This is a genomic window from Thermococcus sp. PK (assembly GCF_000430485.1).
Classification (GTDB): Archaea; Methanobacteriota_B; Thermococci; order Thermococcales; family Thermococcaceae; genus Thermococcus_A; species Thermococcus_A bergensis.
The window spans coordinates 666,469-683,524 of record NZ_KE387149.1; the positions used below are offsets into that span (position 1 = coordinate 666,469).

The 17,056-nt window shown below is 43.2% G+C and carries 25 protein-coding genes and 1 pseudogene; 15 read left to right on the plus strand and 11 right to left on the minus strand.

Annotated elements, in window-relative coordinates:
• The 4 genes and pseudogenes from THEPK_RS12595 to fni all read left to right on the plus strand — a co-directional run.
• Positions 1-298, plus strand: a pseudogene (locus THEPK_RS12595) (IS6 family transposase); the annotation flags it as partial.
• On the plus strand, positions 265-459 hold the full coding sequence (locus THEPK_RS13045) for a hypothetical protein (protein ID WP_042699332.1): 195 nt from the start codon (positions 265-267) through the stop codon (positions 457-459). The pseudogene THEPK_RS12595 and the gene THEPK_RS13045, both read left to right, overlap by 34 nt.
• A 64-nt stretch (positions 460-523) precedes the next feature.
• Complete coding sequence (locus tag THEPK_RS05545; protein ID WP_042699335.1) at positions 524-967, plus strand: hypothetical protein; 444 nt, start codon at positions 524-526, stop codon at positions 965-967.
• A gap of 66 nt (positions 968-1,033) precedes the next feature.
• On the plus strand, positions 1,034-2,146 hold the full coding sequence (gene fni / locus THEPK_RS05550; RefSeq protein ID WP_042699338.1) for a type 2 isopentenyl-diphosphate Delta-isomerase: 1,113 nt from the start codon (positions 1,034-1,036) through the stop codon (positions 2,144-2,146).
• 114 nt (positions 2,147-2,260) lie between these two features.
• Here fni and THEPK_RS05555 read toward each other — a convergent pair whose 3' ends face one another.
• Positions 2,261-3,460 carry a proteasome-activating nucleotidase gene (locus tag THEPK_RS05555; RefSeq protein ID WP_042699340.1) on the minus strand — a complete coding sequence of 400 codons (1,200 nt, stop codon included), beginning with the start codon at positions 3,458-3,460 and terminating at the stop codon, positions 2,261-2,263.
• A gap of 299 nt (positions 3,461-3,759) precedes the next feature.
• On the opposite strand from THEPK_RS05555, the gene THEPK_RS05560 reads away from it, so the two are divergent.
• Positions 3,760-4,437, plus strand: a complete 678-nt coding sequence (locus tag THEPK_RS05560) for a metal-dependent hydrolase (RefSeq protein WP_042699344.1) — start codon at positions 3,760-3,762, stop codon at positions 4,435-4,437.
• A gap of 34 nt (positions 4,438-4,471) precedes the next feature.
• Positions 4,472-5,494 (plus strand): DUF7343 domain-containing protein, encoded by a 1,023-nt coding sequence (locus THEPK_RS05565; protein WP_083965039.1) that lies wholly within the window; start codon positions 4,472-4,474, stop codon positions 5,492-5,494.
• Positions 5,495-5,576: 82 nt separating this feature from the next.
• Here THEPK_RS05565 and THEPK_RS05570 read toward each other — a convergent pair whose 3' ends face one another.
• The 7 genes from THEPK_RS05570 to THEPK_RS05600 form a co-directional block, all read right to left on the minus strand.
• Positions 5,577-5,723: a C2H2-type zinc finger protein gene (locus THEPK_RS05570; protein WP_042700625.1), complete on the minus strand. Its 147-nt coding sequence runs from the start codon at positions 5,721-5,723 to the stop codon at positions 5,577-5,579.
• A 56-nt stretch (positions 5,724-5,779) separates the two neighbouring features.
• Positions 5,780-6,589 (minus strand): hypothetical protein, encoded by an 810-nt coding sequence (locus THEPK_RS05575; protein ID WP_042699346.1) that lies wholly within the window; start codon positions 6,587-6,589, stop codon positions 5,780-5,782.
• Between the two features lie 49 nt (positions 6,590-6,638).
• On the minus strand, positions 6,639-7,760 hold the full coding sequence (locus tag THEPK_RS05580) for an ATP-NAD kinase family protein (RefSeq protein WP_052315926.1): 1,122 nt from the start codon (positions 7,758-7,760) through the stop codon (positions 6,639-6,641).
• Between the two features lie 13 nt (positions 7,761-7,773).
• Positions 7,774-9,285, minus strand: coding sequence for a potassium channel family protein (locus THEPK_RS05585; protein ID WP_042699349.1), 1,512 nt, complete (start codon positions 9,283-9,285; stop codon positions 7,774-7,776).
• A 13-nt stretch (positions 9,286-9,298) separates the two neighbouring features.
• Positions 9,299-9,697, minus strand: a complete 399-nt coding sequence (locus tag THEPK_RS05590; RefSeq protein WP_042699353.1) for a ParB/RepB/Spo0J family partition protein — start codon at positions 9,695-9,697, stop codon at positions 9,299-9,301.
• Entirely contained in the window at positions 9,690-10,367 is a 678-nt protein-coding gene (locus THEPK_RS05595; protein WP_042699355.1) for a class I SAM-dependent methyltransferase, read from the minus strand. The genes THEPK_RS05590 and THEPK_RS05595 overlap by 8 nt, the downstream gene beginning before the upstream one ends.
• 99 nt (positions 10,368-10,466) lie before the next feature.
• On the minus strand, positions 10,467-11,141 hold the full coding sequence (locus THEPK_RS05600) for an adenylate kinase (protein ID WP_042699358.1): 675 nt from the start codon (positions 11,139-11,141) through the stop codon (positions 10,467-10,469).
• Between the two features lie 57 nt (positions 11,142-11,198).
• On the opposite strand from THEPK_RS05600, the gene THEPK_RS05605 reads away from it, so the two are divergent.
• Entirely contained in the window at positions 11,199-11,648 is a 450-nt protein-coding gene (locus tag THEPK_RS05605) for a DUF2258 domain-containing protein (protein ID WP_042699361.1), read from the plus strand.
• On the opposite strand, the gene THEPK_RS05610 is transcribed toward THEPK_RS05605, so the two are convergent.
• Together THEPK_RS05610 and THEPK_RS05615 are read right to left on the minus strand one after the other, a co-directional pair.
• Entirely contained in the window at positions 11,649-12,173 is a 525-nt protein-coding gene (locus THEPK_RS05610; RefSeq protein ID WP_042699364.1) for a TIGR00288 family NYN domain-containing protein, read from the minus strand. It abuts the gene before it with no gap.
• Positions 12,124-12,675, minus strand: coding sequence for a TIGR00288 family NYN domain-containing protein (locus tag THEPK_RS05615; protein WP_042699368.1), 552 nt, complete (start codon positions 12,673-12,675; stop codon positions 12,124-12,126). The genes THEPK_RS05610 and THEPK_RS05615 overlap by 50 nt, the downstream gene beginning before the upstream one ends.
• A gap of 119 nt (positions 12,676-12,794) precedes the next feature.
• Here THEPK_RS05615 and THEPK_RS05620 point away from each other — a divergent pair, with 119 nt between their 5' ends.
• Genes THEPK_RS05620 through THEPK_RS05655 form a run of 8 tightly spaced genes read left to right on the plus strand, consistent with a single transcriptional unit; the run spans position 12,795 to position 16,640 of the window.
• Positions 12,795-13,424 carry a Na+/H+ antiporter subunit E gene (locus tag THEPK_RS05620; protein ID WP_042699370.1) on the plus strand — a complete coding sequence of 210 codons (630 nt, stop codon included), beginning with the start codon at positions 12,795-12,797 and terminating at the stop codon, positions 13,422-13,424.
• Positions 13,376-13,651 carry a monovalent cation/H+ antiporter complex subunit F gene (locus tag THEPK_RS05625; RefSeq protein WP_042699372.1) on the plus strand — a complete coding sequence of 92 codons (276 nt, stop codon included), beginning with the start codon at positions 13,376-13,378 and terminating at the stop codon, positions 13,649-13,651. The genes THEPK_RS05620 and THEPK_RS05625 overlap by 49 nt, the downstream gene beginning before the upstream one ends.
• Positions 13,648-13,962: a monovalent cation/H(+) antiporter subunit G gene (gene mnhG / locus THEPK_RS05630; protein WP_042699373.1), complete on the plus strand. Its 315-nt coding sequence runs from the start codon at positions 13,648-13,650 to the stop codon at positions 13,960-13,962. Before THEPK_RS05625 ends, mnhG begins: the two co-directional genes overlap by 4 nt.
• A complete protein-coding gene (locus tag THEPK_RS05635) occupies positions 13,943-14,173 on the plus strand; it encodes a hydrogenase subunit MbhD domain-containing protein (RefSeq protein WP_042699376.1) in 231 nt (76 codons plus the stop codon). Before mnhG ends, THEPK_RS05635 begins: the two co-directional genes overlap by 20 nt.
• Entirely contained in the window at positions 14,170-14,415 is a 246-nt protein-coding gene (locus THEPK_RS05640; RefSeq protein WP_042699379.1) for a hypothetical protein, read from the plus strand. Before THEPK_RS05635 ends, THEPK_RS05640 begins: the two co-directional genes overlap by 4 nt.
• Positions 14,412-14,834: a Na(+)/H(+) antiporter subunit B gene (locus THEPK_RS05645; RefSeq protein ID WP_042699381.1), complete on the plus strand. Its 423-nt coding sequence runs from the start codon at positions 14,412-14,414 to the stop codon at positions 14,832-14,834. The genes THEPK_RS05640 and THEPK_RS05645 overlap by 4 nt, the downstream gene beginning before the upstream one ends.
• A complete protein-coding gene (locus THEPK_RS05650; protein ID WP_042699383.1) occupies positions 14,827-15,120 on the plus strand; it encodes a cation:proton antiporter subunit C in 294 nt (97 codons plus the stop codon). The genes THEPK_RS05645 and THEPK_RS05650 overlap by 8 nt, the downstream gene beginning before the upstream one ends.
• Entirely contained in the window at positions 15,117-16,640 is a 1,524-nt protein-coding gene (locus tag THEPK_RS05655) for a proton-conducting transporter transmembrane domain-containing protein (RefSeq protein WP_042699386.1), read from the plus strand. The genes THEPK_RS05650 and THEPK_RS05655 overlap by 4 nt, the downstream gene beginning before the upstream one ends.
• Here the strand turns inward: THEPK_RS05655 and THEPK_RS05660 are convergent.
• Positions 16,623-17,030, minus strand: a complete 408-nt coding sequence (locus tag THEPK_RS05660) for an ACT domain-containing protein (protein WP_042699388.1) — start codon at positions 17,028-17,030, stop codon at positions 16,623-16,625. The genes THEPK_RS05655 and THEPK_RS05660 overlap by 18 nt on opposite strands.
• Positions 17,031-17,056 lie beyond the last annotated feature (26 nt).

Consider the following 17,056-nt stretch of genomic DNA (forward strand, 5'->3'; position numbering starts at 1 on the left):
GCCTGTCTTTCTGGTTGACAGGGCGAGCTGGTATAAGTCTGCTTTTAAGAGTTTGAGGTTGGGTTATCTGCATGTGACTTTCGGGCCGAGGAACAGTGTTGAGCGCTGGTTTAGGACGTTGAAGGAGAGGACGAAGCGTTTCTGGAATAATTTCAGGGGTAAAGACTGGAGGAGAGTTCATAGGTTTGTTTTTCTGTTTGCCTTCTGGTATAATTTTGTCAGAATTCATTCTAGGTTTGATAGGCCTCCGGGTGATGTTATTGAATGGCTTCAGGAGGTGATGCCCCAGTTATCCTGACAATATCAAAAGAGGAATTGGTAAGAATTTTAAAGTCAAAGGATGTCTTTGATGTTAACATTGGACCAAGAGACATTGCAGAAGAACATGGGACAAAACAAATGATAATTGAAGATATCTGGTGGTATTATGAGAAATATGTTCTTGGTCAGAAAAGGTAACTTTTTATTTTTTATTCCAATGTTCGGGATTTAAAGCTACGGAAGTGTTAGTAAGGTGATAATTATGCGAACGGTCACCATAGCTCGTGGATTTTTACTGACTGTAGCATTTCTTCTAATTCTCTTGGGACTAACCTATGTGATTGATTATCAGCTTAACAAGGACGACCCGTATTTTGAAGACCCTGATACGGTTGAGCTTACTTATGGCGTTGCCACATATTTCTTCGTGATAGGTGGAATATTGCTACTTTTTGGTATATTTTATCGTGAGAATGTAGATCTTGTAGTGAACTTAGTTGTCACCTTTTTCTTGGTATTGGCAGTATATACTGGACATCGTTTAGCTGTTATTGGTATGAAGAGAGACCTTCTATCATATGGGAGTTACAAACGACCGGAGCTTATCATATATCTAGGGGCACTCCTCTTTCTGGTGGGTTTAGTTGCTTTGATATTAGTATGGATTCACGTTGCTATAAAGCTATTCAGGAAAAGTGCTAACTAATAGAAACCTTGGGCACCCAAAAACCTCTTAACTTATTCTTGCACTTTTCATTTAGGAGGTGCTTTTATGGACAAGGAGGAGCTCACGATAATCAGGAAGTTTGAGCATATCGAGCACTGTTTAAAACGGCAAGTTGAGGCTCATGTAACGAATCAATTCGAAAATATCCACTTTGTCCACATTTCTCTTCCGGAAATTGATAAAGATGAGATTGATATGAGCGTCGAGTTCCTCGGGAGGCGTTTCGATTATCCCATTATGATTGCGGGGATGACGGGAGGAACTAAAGGTTCGCAGCTCGCTGGAAAGATAAATAAGACCCTAGCTAAAGCTGCTCAGGAGCTCAACATACCAATGGGAGTCGGAAGTCAGAGGGCAATGATTAGGAAGCCAGAAACATGGGAAAGTTATTATGTTAGGGATGTTGCACCGGACATCTTCCTCATTGGGAACCTTGGAGCTCCCCAGTTTGCCGAAACAATTCCGGAACGCTATGGTATTGAAGAAGCACTAAAAGCTGTCGAGACAATTCAAGCCGATGCTTTAGCTATTCACATGAATCCTCTCCAAGAGAGCGTCCAGCCCGAGGGGGATACGCAATACAGAGGAGTTCTCAAGGCGCTAGCTGAACTTAAAAACGAATTTCCCTATCCCATAATAGCCAAGGAAACGGGTGCGGGTGTTTCAATGGAAGTCGCGATAAGGTTAGAAAGCATTGGTGTAGATGCAATAGATGTCGGTGGGCTCGGCGGCACGAGCTGGAGCGGTGTTGAGTACTACAGGGCAAAGGACGAAAGGAGTAGAGATCTTGCCTTAAAGTTCTGGGACTGGGGAATTCCAACGGCTTTAAGCGTGGCTGAAGTTCGCTATGCAACGGAACTCCCAATAATTGCCACCGGCGGGATAAGGGACGGCATAATGATTGCAAAGGCTTTGGCACTTGGAGCAAACTTAGCAGGAGTCGCTTTGCCCTTGCTCAAACCGGCAGTAAAGGGAGACGTGGAGGGAGTGATTAAGATCCTCCAGCGCTACATAGACGAGCTGAAGAATGCAATGTTCCTTGTGGGTGCGAGAAACGTTGAAGAACTCAGAAAAGTGCCGCTTGTGATTACGGGCTTTGCAAGGGAATGGCTTGAGCAGAGGATTGACCTGTGGGAGTTCTTGAAAAAGAGGGCCTAAACAGTTTCAAATTTTTTGTTTGTTTTTTTATTGGCAGTTATTGCTCTTACCCCATATTCCAAAAATCTGAAAAGCAACCTAAAAACTTCAATAAAGAATGAAATAAAAGAGAAATCAGCCGTACATAACTTCATGTGAAGCCATCTGGTGGGCTAACTTCTCTTCAGAGCCAAGAACCTTCTCAACAGCCTTTATGAAGTCCTCGTGTGTTACGTATTCTCTTCTCGCCCTAATTGCAAACATTCCAGCTTCAGTTACGATGGCCTTAAGGTCGGCACCGCTTGCCCCTTCGGTCATCTCCGCTATGGCTTTAAGGTCAACGCCCTTAAGGTTCATCTTCCTTGTGTGGACTTTAAGGATTTCCAGTCTTCCCGTGAAATCTGGCAATGGGACTTCTATCAGCCTATCAAACCTTCCAGGTCTGAGCAGGGCAGGGTCTAAGATGTCAGGCCGGTTTGTAGCAGCAATAACTTTAACGTCACCTCTTGGGTCAAATCCGTCAAGCTCAGCTAATAACTGCATTAAAGTCCTGTTAACCTCCCTTTCCCCACCTGTTGTTTCGTCAAGTCTCTTCGCACCTATTGCGTCGATTTCATCAATGAAAACTATCGAAGGTGCTTTTTCTCTTGCTAATTCAAAGAGCTCGCTGACAAGCCTTGCGCCCTCTCCTATGTACTTCCTTACGAGCTCGCTGCCAACAACCCTTATGAAGGTCGCATTTACTTCACGGGCTACTGCCTTTGCCATTAGGGTCTTCCCACAACCGGGGGGACCGTAGAGCAGAACACCCTTAGGTGGCTCAATTCCGATCTTTTCAAAGAGGTCGGGGTGCTTGAGGGGGAGCTCTATGGCTTCTCTTAGCTCCATAAGCTGCTTTTTCAGCCCACCTATGTCATTGTAAGAAACGTTTGGCTTCTCAATTACCTCAAATCCCAGTACAGATGGGTCCTTTTGGGAAGGCAAAAGTTCTATAACTGCCATTGTTCTTTGATCCAGGGCAACTCTGGCACCGGGCTTTAGCTTTTCTTTCTCTATCCATGGGGCGATTCTAACAACGAATCTCGGCCCGTTGTAGTTCTGAACAATTGCCCTATCCTCGTCCAAAAGTTCAATCAAAGTGCCAGCAAAGGCCGGAGGCTGCCTTAGTCTGGACATCTCCATCCTTAAGCGTGAAAGCTCTCTCTCAAGTCTCTCCTTGTCAGCTTCAAGTGTTCTCACCTGGAGTTCAAGCTGCCTTATTCTACGCTTGAGATAGTAAACGTAATCGTCATACTCCTCCTCGTGCTTCACATTAATATCTTCAACATCACTCATACTCTAACCCTCCTTTTATATGTTTTATATGATTGTTAAGAAGAACTTCTTTATAGCATTAACATTTAACCTATCCATGCAATCTCCCTGTGAATAGGAATTGCAGAAAGCTTATAAACTTTTGGTTTATGAATGCTTCTTCAAAAGCGCAAAATTCTCTCTGTGGATAAATTAGCAATCATGGCCTTGATTCTGGCTAATAGCATATGGAAAAGACAAACTCCACATCCAAATTGGTCGAAAGGTTTAAGTAATCTTTTGTTATTATTTGAACTTGGACGTTTATGGAGGTGGATGAGATGGTGAAAGTGAGGTTTCTGGGGCATGCGGCATTTGAGATAGAGGGAGATGGAAAGAGAATACTGGTAGACCCATTCTTAACCGGAAATCCAACGGCAGCAGCAAAGCCGGAGGACTTTGATAAGGTTGACCTTATTCTTGTGACCCACGCACATGGAGACCACCTCGGGGATGCAGTAAAGATAGCCCAGAGGACAGGAGCGAAGATAGTTGCAATGTACGACATAGCCAACTACCTCGTGGAGGGCAATAGGGGCATAACAACAGTGGGAATGAACTATGGTCCAACCGAGGTTGATGGCGTTAAAATAGTTCAGGTTCCAGCATGGCACTCAAGCAGCGACGGAAAATACAGCATTGGAAATGCCTGCGGATACATAATAGAACTCGAAGGAAAGAAAATCTACCACGCAGGAGATACTTACGTTTTCAAGGACATGGAGCTCTTTGCTGAACTCTATGGAATAGACCTTGCTCTACTTCCAATTGGAGGGCACTTCACAATGGGGCCCAAAGAAGCTGCAAAAGCAGTTGAGCTCCTCAAGCCAAAATACGTCATCCCAATGCACTACGGAACCTTCCCACCAATAGCTAAGAACCCAGAGGAGTTCAAAGAACTTGTTGGAGACAAGGCAGAGGTCATCATACTAAAACCTGGAGAGGCCTTTGAGCTTTGAAAAAACCTTTTAAACTTTCTTTTTTAGGTTCAATCTGGTGAGCAGATTGAAGACTAAGTACATTGCACTGGCACTCGTGGCAACTTTGATTATTGTATCTTTCATAGCTGTTCCTATTTATGCCCAGCAAGAGGAAAATAGGCCTGAGTATGATCTGATAATAGTTAGAAACGACGATCTTATAGATTATATTACTGTACAGCCGTATGCAAGACTCCTTAATATTCCTGTTCTTCCCGTTGATCCCCAAAAGCTGGATGAAAAAACATGGGCTCAGCTTTATTCGTACATCCAGCTGGGGTGGAAAAAAATCCTGATAGTTGGGAACTCAAACGCGGTCAGCAAGGAAGTTGAGGATGAACTCCTTAAGATGGGGTACAGCGTCACCAGGATAGGTGGAGATGTAAGGACTGAAACAGCGGAAAAATTGGCCGTTCACTTTTATCCCCATGGCTCGGAAGCAGTTGTGTTAGCTAGTGCTTTAGATTACGGCTCCGCCCTCGCCGCATCAAAGTTTGCAATGGAGTATTCCTTACCGCTTTTGCTGACTTTAGAAAATGACCTCTCAGAGCATGCAGTTATAGGTTTGGACAATCTAAAGCCAGAACTTGTCATTCTGGTTGGAACAGGATTGAATGAGACTATTGAAGCAAAGTTGAGAAATATGGGATACCAAACCTACTGGCTTGGCAAGAACGTGGAAAAGCCCCCGGTATCTCCGCCAGAGGAGCCGTCCCCATATAAGTACTCCCTCATAGGTGCTGTGTTATCGCTGGCAATTGCATTGCCAATAACCCTATACTGGGCAAAGAAGAAATGGTACTCCAACAGAATTCCTGTAGAAGTGCTGACAGAAAAAGAGAGAATCGTTGTAAAAGCCCTGATGGAACAGGGTGGGAAAGTGAAACAAGAGGATCTCCCAGAGCTTACTGGCTACTCAAGACCCACGGTGAGTAGAATAATCCAGGAGCTCGAAAAGAAACAGCTGATCGAGAGAGAGAAAGTTGGCAAGACCTTCATCGTCAAGCTTGTGAAAGAAATAGACCTTAAGGAATAAAGGTCAGAAAGCCCTACCGTTCATCACACTTCAGCGTCCTGACTTTTCTTCATCCCTTATATAAAAGGAGAGAAGAACAAAATCACTCTTTTCTAAAGAGGTGCCCGTGGGCCTTGTTTATATGCCTGGTGTAGTCTTTACTCCTTCTAAAGACCATACCACACCTGGGGCATCTAAAGAGAATCTCCCCATCCCTGTCCTTGAGCTTTATTGCCTTAAGCACCGCCATTCTCCTCCACCCCATGCCCTAATTTAGTGATTAATTTTTAAGCTTTATCCCCACCATTAAATCCATATCCTGTTCCCTTTTACCTTTAAATATCCCATCTTCTGCAGTTCTTTTAATATATCTTCTATTGCTTCATCGTCAAAGTATATGTTTATCTTTTCTCTTTTCCCCTCTACGGTCAGCGGCTCATGCTCCAAGAGAGTTTCAATTAATTCGATTTTTGTATCCTTCTTTTCAGCTATTTCAAGTATTGCATTTGCCAGTACTGACTTTCCAATTCCCACAAACATGGCCTCGACCAAAGAATCTTCGGTGGCATATTCCTCCGCTATTTCCAAAGCCCTCTTTATCATTTCTTCCTCGATTTCAAGAACCTCGACAAAGTATTTTCTCATAAAGGGGAGCTCAGTTGTGAGTGTTGCGTCGAGCTTATCCTCTATCTCCTCCAGCACATCCTCAAGCTCATCGATGTTAAACCTGAGCTCAATTTCAAGTTCATCAAGTTTAGGCTTATTAAGAAGCCTGAGCTTCTCCTCTCCCTCAACATATCCGTTCTCGATCAATGCGGTTATGAGCGTCAGCTTGGGAACATTTACCTCATCGAAGAGCTCCTTAAATTCTTTCTCTTCTCCCACATTCCATTCATCCATAAGAGCATCAAAAGTTGCTCTTATTTCTTCGAGAGTATCCTCAATTACTTCAATGCCTTCAGATTTCTTAACAAGTTCACTAAACTTTCCCTTAATTACAATGATGTGATGAAGCTCCCATCCGAGTTCCTCCCGGGTTTTGTTCATTATTCCCTCTTTGCTGAGCTCTTTTGAAAGTTCTATCATATCTTCCTTACTAAGCACTTCAAACCTCACGGTCATTCACCAAAAAATAGGAAGGGTTCCTAAGTTATAAACCTTGAGCCTAGGTAACTTTTACGATTCTCTCTGCCCAGGGGGATATCCTCACCTTTATGTACCCTTTAAGCTTCTCATCAACCTCTTTATCTCCGGTGTAAACTCTTATTGTCCCTTTGACTTTTGAGGGAGTGGCCACTACAATAATGTTTTCCTTTGGTATATGCCTCAAAACTTCCGGAGATAACTGCTGGTTGCCCCTGCCAAAAAGAAAGTTCAGGCCCCCCACAACAGTTACAATGATTTTTGGATTTCTATGGACATATTTCAGCAGGTCTTTTTCTTGAGCGTCTTTTACAAGAAGCTTTGCGTTTCCGTTTTCTATTTCAACTATATCTACTCCCAGAAGTGTCCCGTCTATTCCAAGCTTATCCTTAATCTTTTTAATTGTCGAGCCAGCTCCCAGAAAGTAAACCCCATCCTCAAGCTCCTCTACAATAGCTTCAGCTATTGCGTCGAGTTCTTCTTCCTCATCTACGGGAATGCTCTCTTTTGCTCCCTGCACGAGGGTTTCCATATAGGGAGTTAAGGCCTTTCCATAGGGCTTTGCTCTCACTTCATCGTGTCTGTATGCATTCTCATCAAGGTCGAGGATTTCCCTTTCCACAAGCTTTGCGTTTCCCTTTGCAAACTCGACAAGAAGCCTTGCAGCGTCTTCTGGGGAAGTTGCAAAAACTCCGGAGAACATCTTAACTCCAGTTGGAATTCCAAGGATGGGCTTTTCACTGTCTATCGCCTCGTATATATTCCTCGCCGTCCCGTCTCCCCCTGCAAAGACCAGTATGTCCACTTCATCTTTCATAAGCTTTGCAAGCGTTTTTGTATCCTCCTCAGTAGTGTCGGGAATTTTAACACCGGATATTTCTTTATGTTTGATTTCTCTGTGTTTAATAACCCTATATGGGAAGCTAAACTCCTTAACAGCATCCTCCCCAAGCCCATCCGGGCCAGTCAAGAATTCGACCTCGACATCATAATGAGAAAGCTCACTCAAAAAGAGCTTTGTAAACTCAAGCGCCACAGGCTTAGCCCCTCTTTTTATGGCCTCTTCAACCACCCCATCTGTGCCTTTTAGGGCAACTCTACCGCCCATTCCGGCTATTGGATTGACTATCAAGCCAACTATCATTTTCATTTCACCCTCACCGCATGTATTTCCTTGCAAAGACCGTCAGGAAGACAGCCCACATGAACATACCGAAAAGGGCCTCGACTGAAGCAATTACCCGTCCAATACCAACGGGATGAAGGTCTCCATAACCGAGGGTTGTTGCCGTCACTACACTAAAATATTCATAGTCAAGAAAGCTCTTCAGCGGCACACCGGAGCTTGTGACGCTTCTTGTGAAATAAAAGAGAACCGGAAATACAATGTTAACCATGAACAACCAGATAACAATTGGTCTTTTCCAGTCTGTCCCATATTTGCACGTTAAGTCAGCAAAAAACCACTCAAAAAGGCCTTCCAAAAGATGGAAGTAGTGTTTTATTTTGGTTCCAATTCTACCAAGAGGGAGGTGCGGGAGGCGTACTCTGATTCCGAGCTTGGGCAGGTATGTCACGTATCTTCCCATCTTCTGCTTTCTTCTGGCAAGCATCTCCAAATAGTAATATTCATCCGCCTTTTCTTTGTCACCGCTTTTTTCCCACGTAATCCTTGCCAGACGGTAGAAAAATTCCTCCATTGCCGGGTTATTGAAGCTGCACTCTTCAAGGATTACAAATCCTATTACACTCAACTCAGCTAAAAGGTTTGGAAGCACTGTCAGGTTCCACGTTGTGTTCCCGTAGAACGCGACGCTCTTAAAGACGAGGTTGTTGTAAATTGTAGTGTGTACAAACTCGGGGACTTTTAACCGCCCTCCTCTTATCTCTACATGTCCCGGAACTTCAAGGTTTTCAAGTTGAAGGACTCCATCAAAGTTTCTGATGAATATTCTGACCTGTCTCTTAAACCTGGGGCTTGGATCAAACACCACATTTTTTATTAGGAAGATTCTGGCCTTTACGTGCTTTTTCGAGATTCTAGATAATGTTATCCCGTGTTCATCCAAAAGTTCTTTAAGCAAGGGGTATCTGGAATTTATTGCTATCTTCCTAACGTTTTTGAGGTCTGAAAGCTCTATTCTCCCGTGGATTGTTTCCTTTTCCCCATATTCTTCCTCACCTGATATGGCTCGCTCAGCATACTGAACGGAGTTCATCATTAAATATCGAACCGTGCTGTTCTTTACAGAAATCGAGTTCTCAAATTTGACGTCAAGAATATTGAAACCAAAAAAGGTGGAGTTCTTTACCCAAATCGTCGCTATAGATGACGCTATCAATACGACCCTCTCAATCTCACAATTGAAAATAGAAAGCCCTTTCAGGTCAGAATTTTCGACAATAAGAGTCTTTATTTTTGAGTTCTTAAAAATGAGGGGTTTTTCGCTCTTTAGGTCAGAGATTTTAGCCTCATACAGCTGAACCCCTTCAAAGTACCTAACTCCCCTATTCAGCTTCCTCTTAAATGCACTCTCCTTGATCTCCTTTATCTTTTCTCCATAGAGTAACTCGCCCTCATCAAAAGGAATATGGAGTGAGCAGTACTTTGAACCCGCTAAGGACTTTGTTTTGCATTTTTCACCATTTTCAAAGGTATATTCGCACATGCTCTCACCAAAATTACTCCTTAGCTATCACAATATCGTCGAGACTTTTTAATTTTGCTTTTTTCACTGACTCCTCAATTTTTGTAGGGATTTCTTTGATGGGTCTAAGGATTATTGCCTCGATTTGTGAAAAGCCCAGCTTTTTCCTCGCATACGCTCTGTGGTGTCCGTCTAAGATGTAGTACTTTCCCCTGTGTTCTAAAACTATGACGGGAGCATCGTAGCCGTGGACTATCTCTTGAAGCACTACTACCAGCTTTTTCTCACTCAGCTCCCATTGGGTCGGTATGAGAACATCGAGGGGGAGATACCTGTGCTCTAGTTCAAATGGTACACCATAGATGGCTTCATTTTCTTTCTTTATCCTCTCTGCTCTTTTAAATGCCTCTTCTCTGGTTATAAGTCTAATCACCTTTAACTCCCCTAACAACTATAAACGCCCCAAAGTTCTTTAGCTTATCGCTGAACTTTTGGTCAAGCTCCTCAGCAAGCCCTAATAATGGGAAAAATGAAGGAAAGTATATAATTCCCCTGCTTTCAACGTCTCTAAAACCTGCCTCCTTCATTAGTCTTTCAAGCTCTTTGGGCGTATAAAACCTCGCATAGCGATATGCAGTTTCCACGAAAAGACTTTTTAAGCGCTTGAAGAGGAACCATAAACTTCTGCCGTTCATTGTGCCAATGATTGCTTCTCCTCCGGGCTTTAAAACACGGTAAATTTCTCCAAGAGCTTTCTCAGGCTTATGGATAAACTCAAACATTGTAACACTCAAAACTAAATCAAATGTGTTGTCTTCAAAGGGTAACGAATATGCATCTGCTCTAATGAACTTAACAGTTGGGAGCTTTTTTCTTGCTATTTTCAGCATTTCTTCACTTACGTCCACCCCAACAACTTCAAACCCTCTTTTATAGAGCTCAATTGTATAATTGCCGGTTCCACATCCAAGGTCAAGGGCTTTTCCGCTTTTGGTCTTTATCATAGAGAACACTAGCCGTTTTTCCGTTTTATCCACATAACGCCCGACTTTAGTATTATACCACTCATCGTAGCGAGGAGCTATCTTATTGAAGTATTCCATCTTACACACCAGCTCCGCAGTACTTCTTAGTAACTACTTCCCATACGGTCGATGTTTGGATTTCAAGAAAAGATTAAAAATTTTAGCCGATATTTCTTATCATCTAAACTCTTTTCTCTTTCGTTCCCTGTTCCATATGTAGTCCAATAGGGGCCTTATTCTCTCCCAGACTTCCTCAATTCCCCCGTGCCCGTTTATCTGCACGTAAACTCCCTGCTTCTTGTAAAACTTAATGATAGGTTCCATGTTGTTGATATAAATGTCGTATCTTCTGGAGACTATCTCTGGTCTGTCGTCATCTCTCTGTGCAACCTCTCCCCCGCAAATGTCGCATTTTCCGGAAACTTTTGGCGGGTTGTATTTTATGTGGTATACTGCCCCACAGTTCTTGCATATCCTCCTTCCAGAGATTCTCGTTATGCTTTCCTCCTTTGAGATGAAAATGTCTATTGCGAGGTCTATCTTAATGCCGTGGTCGTAAAGGAAGTTCTCAAGAGCCAATACTTGCTCAGCTGTCCTTGGGTAGCCATCAATGATGAAGTTCTCTCTCTTTCTTCTTAATTTCGACAGTACTAGGGTGTTTATAACTGTATCAGGCAGAAGCTCTCCCTTTTCTATGTATTTCTTCATCTCCAGGCCAAGGGCGCTTCCTTTGTTTATCTCCGCCCGGATTATATCCCCAGAAGCTATGTATTCAAGGCCGTATTTCTCAACAATTCTCCTAGAATGTGTCGACTTCCCAGAACCCGGAGGACCAAAAATCAAAATGTTCATGTGATCACCAATATGGATATATATTTCCAGTACATTAAAGCATTATGGTGATGCTTCATGCCCAAACTTTCAACTGGGTTTGTTAGGGCAAGCGGCTATGCCAACAAAATTAGAAAAGTCCTCTTTGCATTAACACGCGGTAAGCTCAACCCTGAGGAGGTTATAAGGGCATCTGCCCAGCTAAACCAGTATCTGTTTGATAAATTCCAAGAGATGGGCATAAAAAAGGAAGACGTTGTAAGAATTTCGATAGAGTTTAACATCAAAGACGGAACAATAGAATGGAACTACGATACGCTGAAGATTGAGGTCTACAAGAAGGAGGAAGAAGAAAAGCTTGCAGAGGCCATGAAGGAAGTCGAAGAAAGCGAAAAAGCCTTAGAGATTGCGATAGAAGAACTGAGCAAACTTTCAGAGAAACTAAAAGAGCTCAGCGATGAAATTGCTCAAACTATCGAGAGGCTCAAAAGAGAGCACACATCCTTAAAGCTTGAGTTCGAAAAGTAGCTACTCTTCGTATCCTTCGCTCTGGTCGCTCTTGCCCTCCATCTTTATTACGTAATCGGCTGCATTCTGCAGCGCAACACTAAATCCGGGTTCAACCCCTATAACTACGGTTTCTTTGCCTTTTCTCTTTGCCTCGTTTATTATCGGGAGGAAATCTGCATCCCTTGTGGCCAAGGCTATGATCTCTATATCGCTGTTGTATATTAGCTCCATCGCCTCAATGGCAATCCTCACGTCAGTATCTCCAGCAACTATTATTGGCTCAAATCCCTGGTTAACAACTGCCTCAATAAGTCCCCGAGGAGCGTATTGGTTTAAAACGACCTTTGCAACCCGGATTTTTCCAATCTTCTCAAGCGCCTCTTTGATATTCTCAAGCTTAATCCCAAATTCCTTCCTCAGTATGTTGGGACCGTCTATTATCAGCCCTATGCTTTTCTTGGGAGTTTCAACTTTTTCCGGCTTCTCTTTTTCTTTAGGCTCTCTTTCTTCTCTTTTCAGTATTTTGAAGAGCGCTGTTCTCATCTACCTCCCCCCTTTCAAGAATAATCACGTAATCGGCGGCGTGTTTTAAAGCAGCACTAAAACCGGGTTCAATTCCAATTATGGCGGTTTCTTTTCCTTTTTCTTTTGCTTTCAAAATTATCGGAAGAAACTCCGCATTTCTTGTTGCCAAAGCAATAATATCTATATTCGGATTGTATATTTCTCTCATGGCCTCGACGGCAAGTTTTACTCCAGTCTCTCCCGCAACGATTATCGGTTCAAAGCCCTGATTTGCGACAGCTTCTATAAGTCCCTGAGGAGCATACTGGTTAAAAATGACTTTTGCCACCCTGATATTCCCCAGTTCTTCCAATGCTGCAACAATGTCTTCAAGGTGAACGTTAAATTCCTTTCTTAGAATATTTGGCCCATCTATAAGGAGGGCAATCTTCTTTCCTCTTTGGATTTTTCTTCTCATTGTTGCGATACTCTTAACTCCTTCCTTTGTCATGGAGACTATTTTCTCCCAATTGCTGGGCATCGTTATCACCGCAATCAGTATGAAAACTCTACATGGAAAAGTTATGGCTTTAAAGTATAAAAAACTTAAGGAAACGGCCGGACGAAAAGATTATAATCAATGAAAGTCTAGTAAAAAACATGAGCAGAATCCCTTTTTATCTTAGGGAAAGACTTGATGAGATAAGGCAGAGGATATTGTTTGAAACCTATGAAGCCCAAAAACTCCCAAAATGGGAACAGGTAGTCCTTACGTGGATCGCACTCTTCTCCTTCTGGATAGTGATAAGTGGGAATACACAGAGTGAGAATTTGTTCATTGGGGGAATAGCAACTCTGGTAATTTCTCTTTTCATGTATGAAATGCTCACCGAAGATATAAGGCAGACGGGCCATATTGTGGAGAAGATTCTTTACATAAGTCTCTTTGTTATTCCCCAGTACCTTTTTATCATGGCATTCCGGTTAATAGAGAGCAACTTCAAAGTAGCAAAACATGCCATATTAATGGACATAAATCCGGGGATAATAAAGATCAAGACCGACCTGCATTCAGATACTGGAATAACGATTTTAGCAAACTCTATAACCCTCACCCCCGGGACTTTAACCCTTGACGTCGACAAAAAACTCGGGGAAACTTATCTTTACGTGCACTGGATAGATGTTGAAACGCTCAATAGAGAGATTGCAGGCGAGAAAATCAAGGGGGATATTGAGTCATGGTTGAAGAAAATCTTCTGGGGAGTCCTTTTGGATGGGGTGCGATAATACTCGTAGCTACATCCTTGGTGTTGTCATATCGAGTATTGTTCGGCCCAACGTTAGCCGACAGGATAGTCGGCATTAATACTGTAACAACAAAGACCGTTGTTATATTAGCAATCTTCGGATTCATAGCAGAGGAGTACTTTTTCCTTGACCTCGCGATCGTCCTTCTTATGGTCAATGCTGTTGGAGGGCTTATACTTGCCAAGTATATGGAGGGAAGAAAGTGATAGAGTATTTCTTCCTTCTCCTTGGAGAATCCATAATGATATTCGGAACTCTTGGGATACTCCGCTTTCCTGATGTGTATACCCGTCTTCATGCAGCAACAAAGTGTGATACTGGTGGGGCTATGAGCATTCTCATAGCTTTGGCAATTGCTTCACAGGCTCCTCTGCTGATTAAACTGAAATTTCTCGTGCTGGCATTTTTAATAGCCCTGATAAACCCCATGGTCTCCCATGCAATAGCCAGGGGGGCTTATAAATACGGAATAAAACCAAAAGTTGTGGTGGATATGTATGGCTGGGATAATCCTTGATGTGCTTCTCCTGGTCATGATAGTCCTTTCAATTGCCGTGATAGAAGAAAAGAACCTGGTTAATGCAGTTGTTAAATACGCCTTTCTCAGCCTAGCCTTTGTTCTTGTGTTGACCCTTTTAAAGGCTCCTGACGTTGCCCTTTCTGCTATTGTTGTGGGGGCTGTTGTGATAGGGGTGTTTCTCTTTACAATCCGGGAGGTGGAAAAGTGAAGCGAGTAATTGCCATTATTTTACTCCTAGCTCTTGCTTATGTTTTCACCGGCTTGGATTACTCCAAAAGCGAAGGGGGAAGCTATGAGTACTACATCACCAGCTGGAAAGAAGTTGGAATTCCCAATTTAGTAACGGCAATCTTGGCGGATTGGAGGGCATACGATAGTTTAGGAGAAGCAACTCTCCTTTTTACAGCAATTGCGGGCTTTTACCTTCTTCTGGGAGGGAAGAAAAAATGAAGATGAGCTTGATAGTGCGAACAACAACGAAGCTCATAAGTCCATTTCTGGTGGTTTATTCCGCATATTTAATGGTCTACGGCCACCTAAGCCCGGGAGGAGGGTTTCAGGCGGGAGTCATTTTAGCTGTTAGTGTTATCCTCTTGATAACCTCTCACGGCTATAGGAGGGTTAGAAAGACTTTCAAATTCTGGGAGGTTCAGCTCATCGAGGGGATTTCAGGAGGATTTTTGGTCCTCTTGGCAACAGCTGGAGTAGTGTTTGGTGGATTTTTCTACAACTTTCTGCGAGGAGGAGAGATTGGCTCTCTCATAAGCGGAGGGACAATACCTCTCTTCAACATAGGCGTTGCATTGAAGGTTGGAGCGGCATTTACGTTCATGTTTTACATCCTGCTGAGGTGGGTGGAACGTGATTAACCCCGAACTTGCTGGAATTATAATAATCCTCATAGGACTTTATGGCCTCATGACAAAGGAAAACCTGATCAAGATAGTCCTGTCCATAAACGTAGTGTCCATAGGGCTCGTCCTCTTCTTCATCGGCACTGGATACATAGAAGGGGGGGACGTTCCAATAATGCCCAGAGAAAAAGTTGTCGATCCTTTACCCGCTACCCTTATGCTTACCACTCTCGTTGTTGATGTCGCTATAACATCTCTTGCGTTGGCATTAATCCTAAAAATGAGGAGGGAAGAAGAATGATTCCTCTTATCGTTGCATTTCCGCTTGCTGCGGCATTTTTAACCTCCATCCTTCCAGCTTTAAGGAGAGAGAGGTTTTCCAAGCATCTGTTCCTAATTGGCATGCTGTCCCCATGGCTTATTCTACCCCAAATAATCAATAACCTCCCCTCCAATGAAGTTGTCGGAAACTGGAGCAGAGTCTCTGGCATTGAGGTTGCCGTAGATGCTTATAACATCCCCTTTATAGTGGCAGAGCTTATTCTCTCTGCTTTTGTTGCCCTCTATGTGTGGGGTTACTATCCAAGGAAAATTGAAAACAAGGCCTATGTCCTTATCCTCCTTCTTCATTCGGGGCTTTTGGGAGCTTTTATAAGCAGAGACCTCTTCAATTATTATATCTACATGGAGATAGCATCGGTAGCAAGCTTTGCTCTTGTGGGAATTTCAAAGGAGAAAGGAGCAAGGAGGGCAGCTTTCAAATACACGGTCTTTTCCCTTCTGGCTTCATACATTTTCATCTTGGGGATAGGGATTATCTACCTGAAAACAGGCTACCTGAACCTAGCCCTTATAAAAGAAAATCTGGAAATGTCGAGGGAGATTAACGTGGCTTTAGCCCTATCTTTTACATCTCTGCTCTTGAAGAGCGGAATCTTCCCTCTGCACTTCTGGCTTCCAGACGCTCATTCCAAAGCAGATGCTCCAGTAAGTGCTCTGCTTTCCGGCCTTGTGGTCAAAGCTCCTGCATACGGGATGATTCTTCTCATATTGACGTTCCCACTCAATAGTTTCGTGCAAAAAATGTTGCTTTCTCTGGCGTTCCTCTCCATGTTCTTCGGCATAGCAATGGCGATTCTACAAAAAAACTCCGAAAGGCTTCTAGCGTATCATACAGTCTCCCAGATGGGCTACGTGCTTCTCGGAATATCCCTCTTAAACCCTTTGGCCGCCGCCTACTACGCCCTAGCTCATTCTCTATTTAAAGGTGGCCTTTTCTTAAGTGTAGGAAGCTTAGCGGAGCATTATGGGACTCGGGACTTGGAAAAACTATCGTATAGAAACAACAAGAGTTTAATGCTTGCAATCGTCTTGCTAAGCCTCGCTATCGGAGGTGTCAGCCCATTTATCGGAGCATTTGGGAAGGCTATGCTAATTGAGAACCTTAAAGGATTTCTGAAATACGCGTTTTATGCAGGCGGAATCGGTACGCTGGTGTCGTTTACAAAGCTCAACTATTATCTTTCGAAAAGAGGAGAAAAAATCGAAATCCCCAGGAGAAAAGAAGCGATTTCATTGTCTCTTGGAATTCTAACACTTCTCGGAGGTATCTACCTCTATCCGCATCTCAGTGTCTTCAAGGACTCCATCAGCCTTGTCATTGCCATCTTTATATTCTACCTGCTCAGGAAGCTGGGAGTCTTTGGGGTATCCTTTAAGGCTTTTACGCCGGAGCAATTCAAAACTCTGGGCAAAGAAATAAACGCCTATATGGTTTTGTTCACTGCTGTGTTGCTCTTGTTTTTATTCAATTTCCTTTAGCGAAACCTCCATGACTTCCTCAATATTTTGCAGTTCTGCAATGAGCTCTTTCTTGCTTATATCCATCTGGCTGACATCTACGACCGCAACTATTGCACCAAGGCCAAGGGGCTCCATCTCTTCGGCTTCACTGAATAAGATGTTGGCCTTATGCTTTCCGAGTGTGCTGGTAATTTTAGCTAAAACTCCTGGCCTGTCTTTAACTACAAGTTCAATCTCTACAAGTTCTTTTCCGGGAAGGGCTACTCTCTCAAGGTGGATTTCATGGAGATTAGTATCAATCTCCACCAGAAAGTAGGCATCTTTAACAAGCCCGACTTCATATGCCCATTCAAGAGGTATCTCTACTTTTCCGTTCTCTTTAATTTTCAAAATCTCGTAGTGCCTCATAAACACAAATAGCGCTTTACAGAATA

Coding starts and splice junctions, on each gene's coding strand:
- THEPK_RS13045 (WP_042699332.1), top strand. CDS start 265: ATGGCTTCAGGAGGTGATGCCCCAGTTATCCTGACAATATCAAAAGAG.
- THEPK_RS05545 (WP_042699335.1), top strand. CDS start 524: ATGCGAACGGTCACCATAGCTCGTGGATTTTTACTGACTGTAGCATTT.
- fni (WP_042699338.1), top strand. CDS start 1,034: ATGGACAAGGAGGAGCTCACGATAATCAGGAAGTTTGAGCATATCGAG.
- THEPK_RS05555 (WP_042699340.1), bottom strand. CDS start 3,460: ATGAGTGATGTTGAAGATATTAATGTGAAGCACGAGGAGGAGTATGAC.
- THEPK_RS05560 (WP_042699344.1), top strand. CDS start 3,760: ATGGTGAAAGTGAGGTTTCTGGGGCATGCGGCATTTGAGATAGAGGGA.
- THEPK_RS05570 (WP_042700625.1), bottom strand. CDS start 5,723: ATGGCGGTGCTTAAGGCAATAAAGCTCAAGGACAGGGATGGGGAGATT.
- THEPK_RS05580 (WP_052315926.1), bottom strand. CDS start 7,760: ATGATAGTTGGCTTGATAGTCAATCCAATAGCCGGAATGGGCGGTAGA.
- THEPK_RS05585 (WP_042699349.1), bottom strand. CDS start 9,285: ATGTGCGAATATACCTTTGAAAATGGTGAAAAATGCAAAACAAAGTCC.
- THEPK_RS05595 (WP_042699355.1), bottom strand. CDS start 10,367: ATGGAATACTTCAATAAGATAGCTCCTCGCTACGATGAGTGGTATAAT.
- THEPK_RS05600 (WP_042699358.1), bottom strand. CDS start 11,141: ATGAACATTTTGATTTTTGGTCCTCCGGGTTCTGGGAAGTCGACACAT.
- THEPK_RS05605 (WP_042699361.1), top strand. CDS start 11,199: ATGCCCAAACTTTCAACTGGGTTTGTTAGGGCAAGCGGCTATGCCAAC.
- THEPK_RS05610 (WP_042699364.1), bottom strand. CDS start 12,173: ATGAGAACAGCGCTCTTCAAAATACTGAAAAGAGAAGAAAGAGAGCCT.
- THEPK_RS05615 (WP_042699368.1), bottom strand. CDS start 12,675: ATGCCCAGCAATTGGGAGAAAATAGTCTCCATGACAAAGGAAGGAGTT.
- THEPK_RS05620 (WP_042699370.1), top strand. CDS start 12,795: ATGAGCAGAATCCCTTTTTATCTTAGGGAAAGACTTGATGAGATAAGG.
- THEPK_RS05625 (WP_042699372.1), top strand. CDS start 13,376: ATGGTTGAAGAAAATCTTCTGGGGAGTCCTTTTGGATGGGGTGCGATA.
- THEPK_RS05635 (WP_042699376.1), top strand. CDS start 13,943: ATGGCTGGGATAATCCTTGATGTGCTTCTCCTGGTCATGATAGTCCTT.
- THEPK_RS05645 (WP_042699381.1), top strand. CDS start 14,412: ATGAAGATGAGCTTGATAGTGCGAACAACAACGAAGCTCATAAGTCCA.
- THEPK_RS05655 (WP_042699386.1), top strand. CDS start 15,117: ATGATTCCTCTTATCGTTGCATTTCCGCTTGCTGCGGCATTTTTAACC.
- THEPK_RS05660 (WP_042699388.1), bottom strand. CDS start 17,030: ATGAGGCACTACGAGATTTTGAAAATTAAAGAGAACGGAAAAGTAGAG.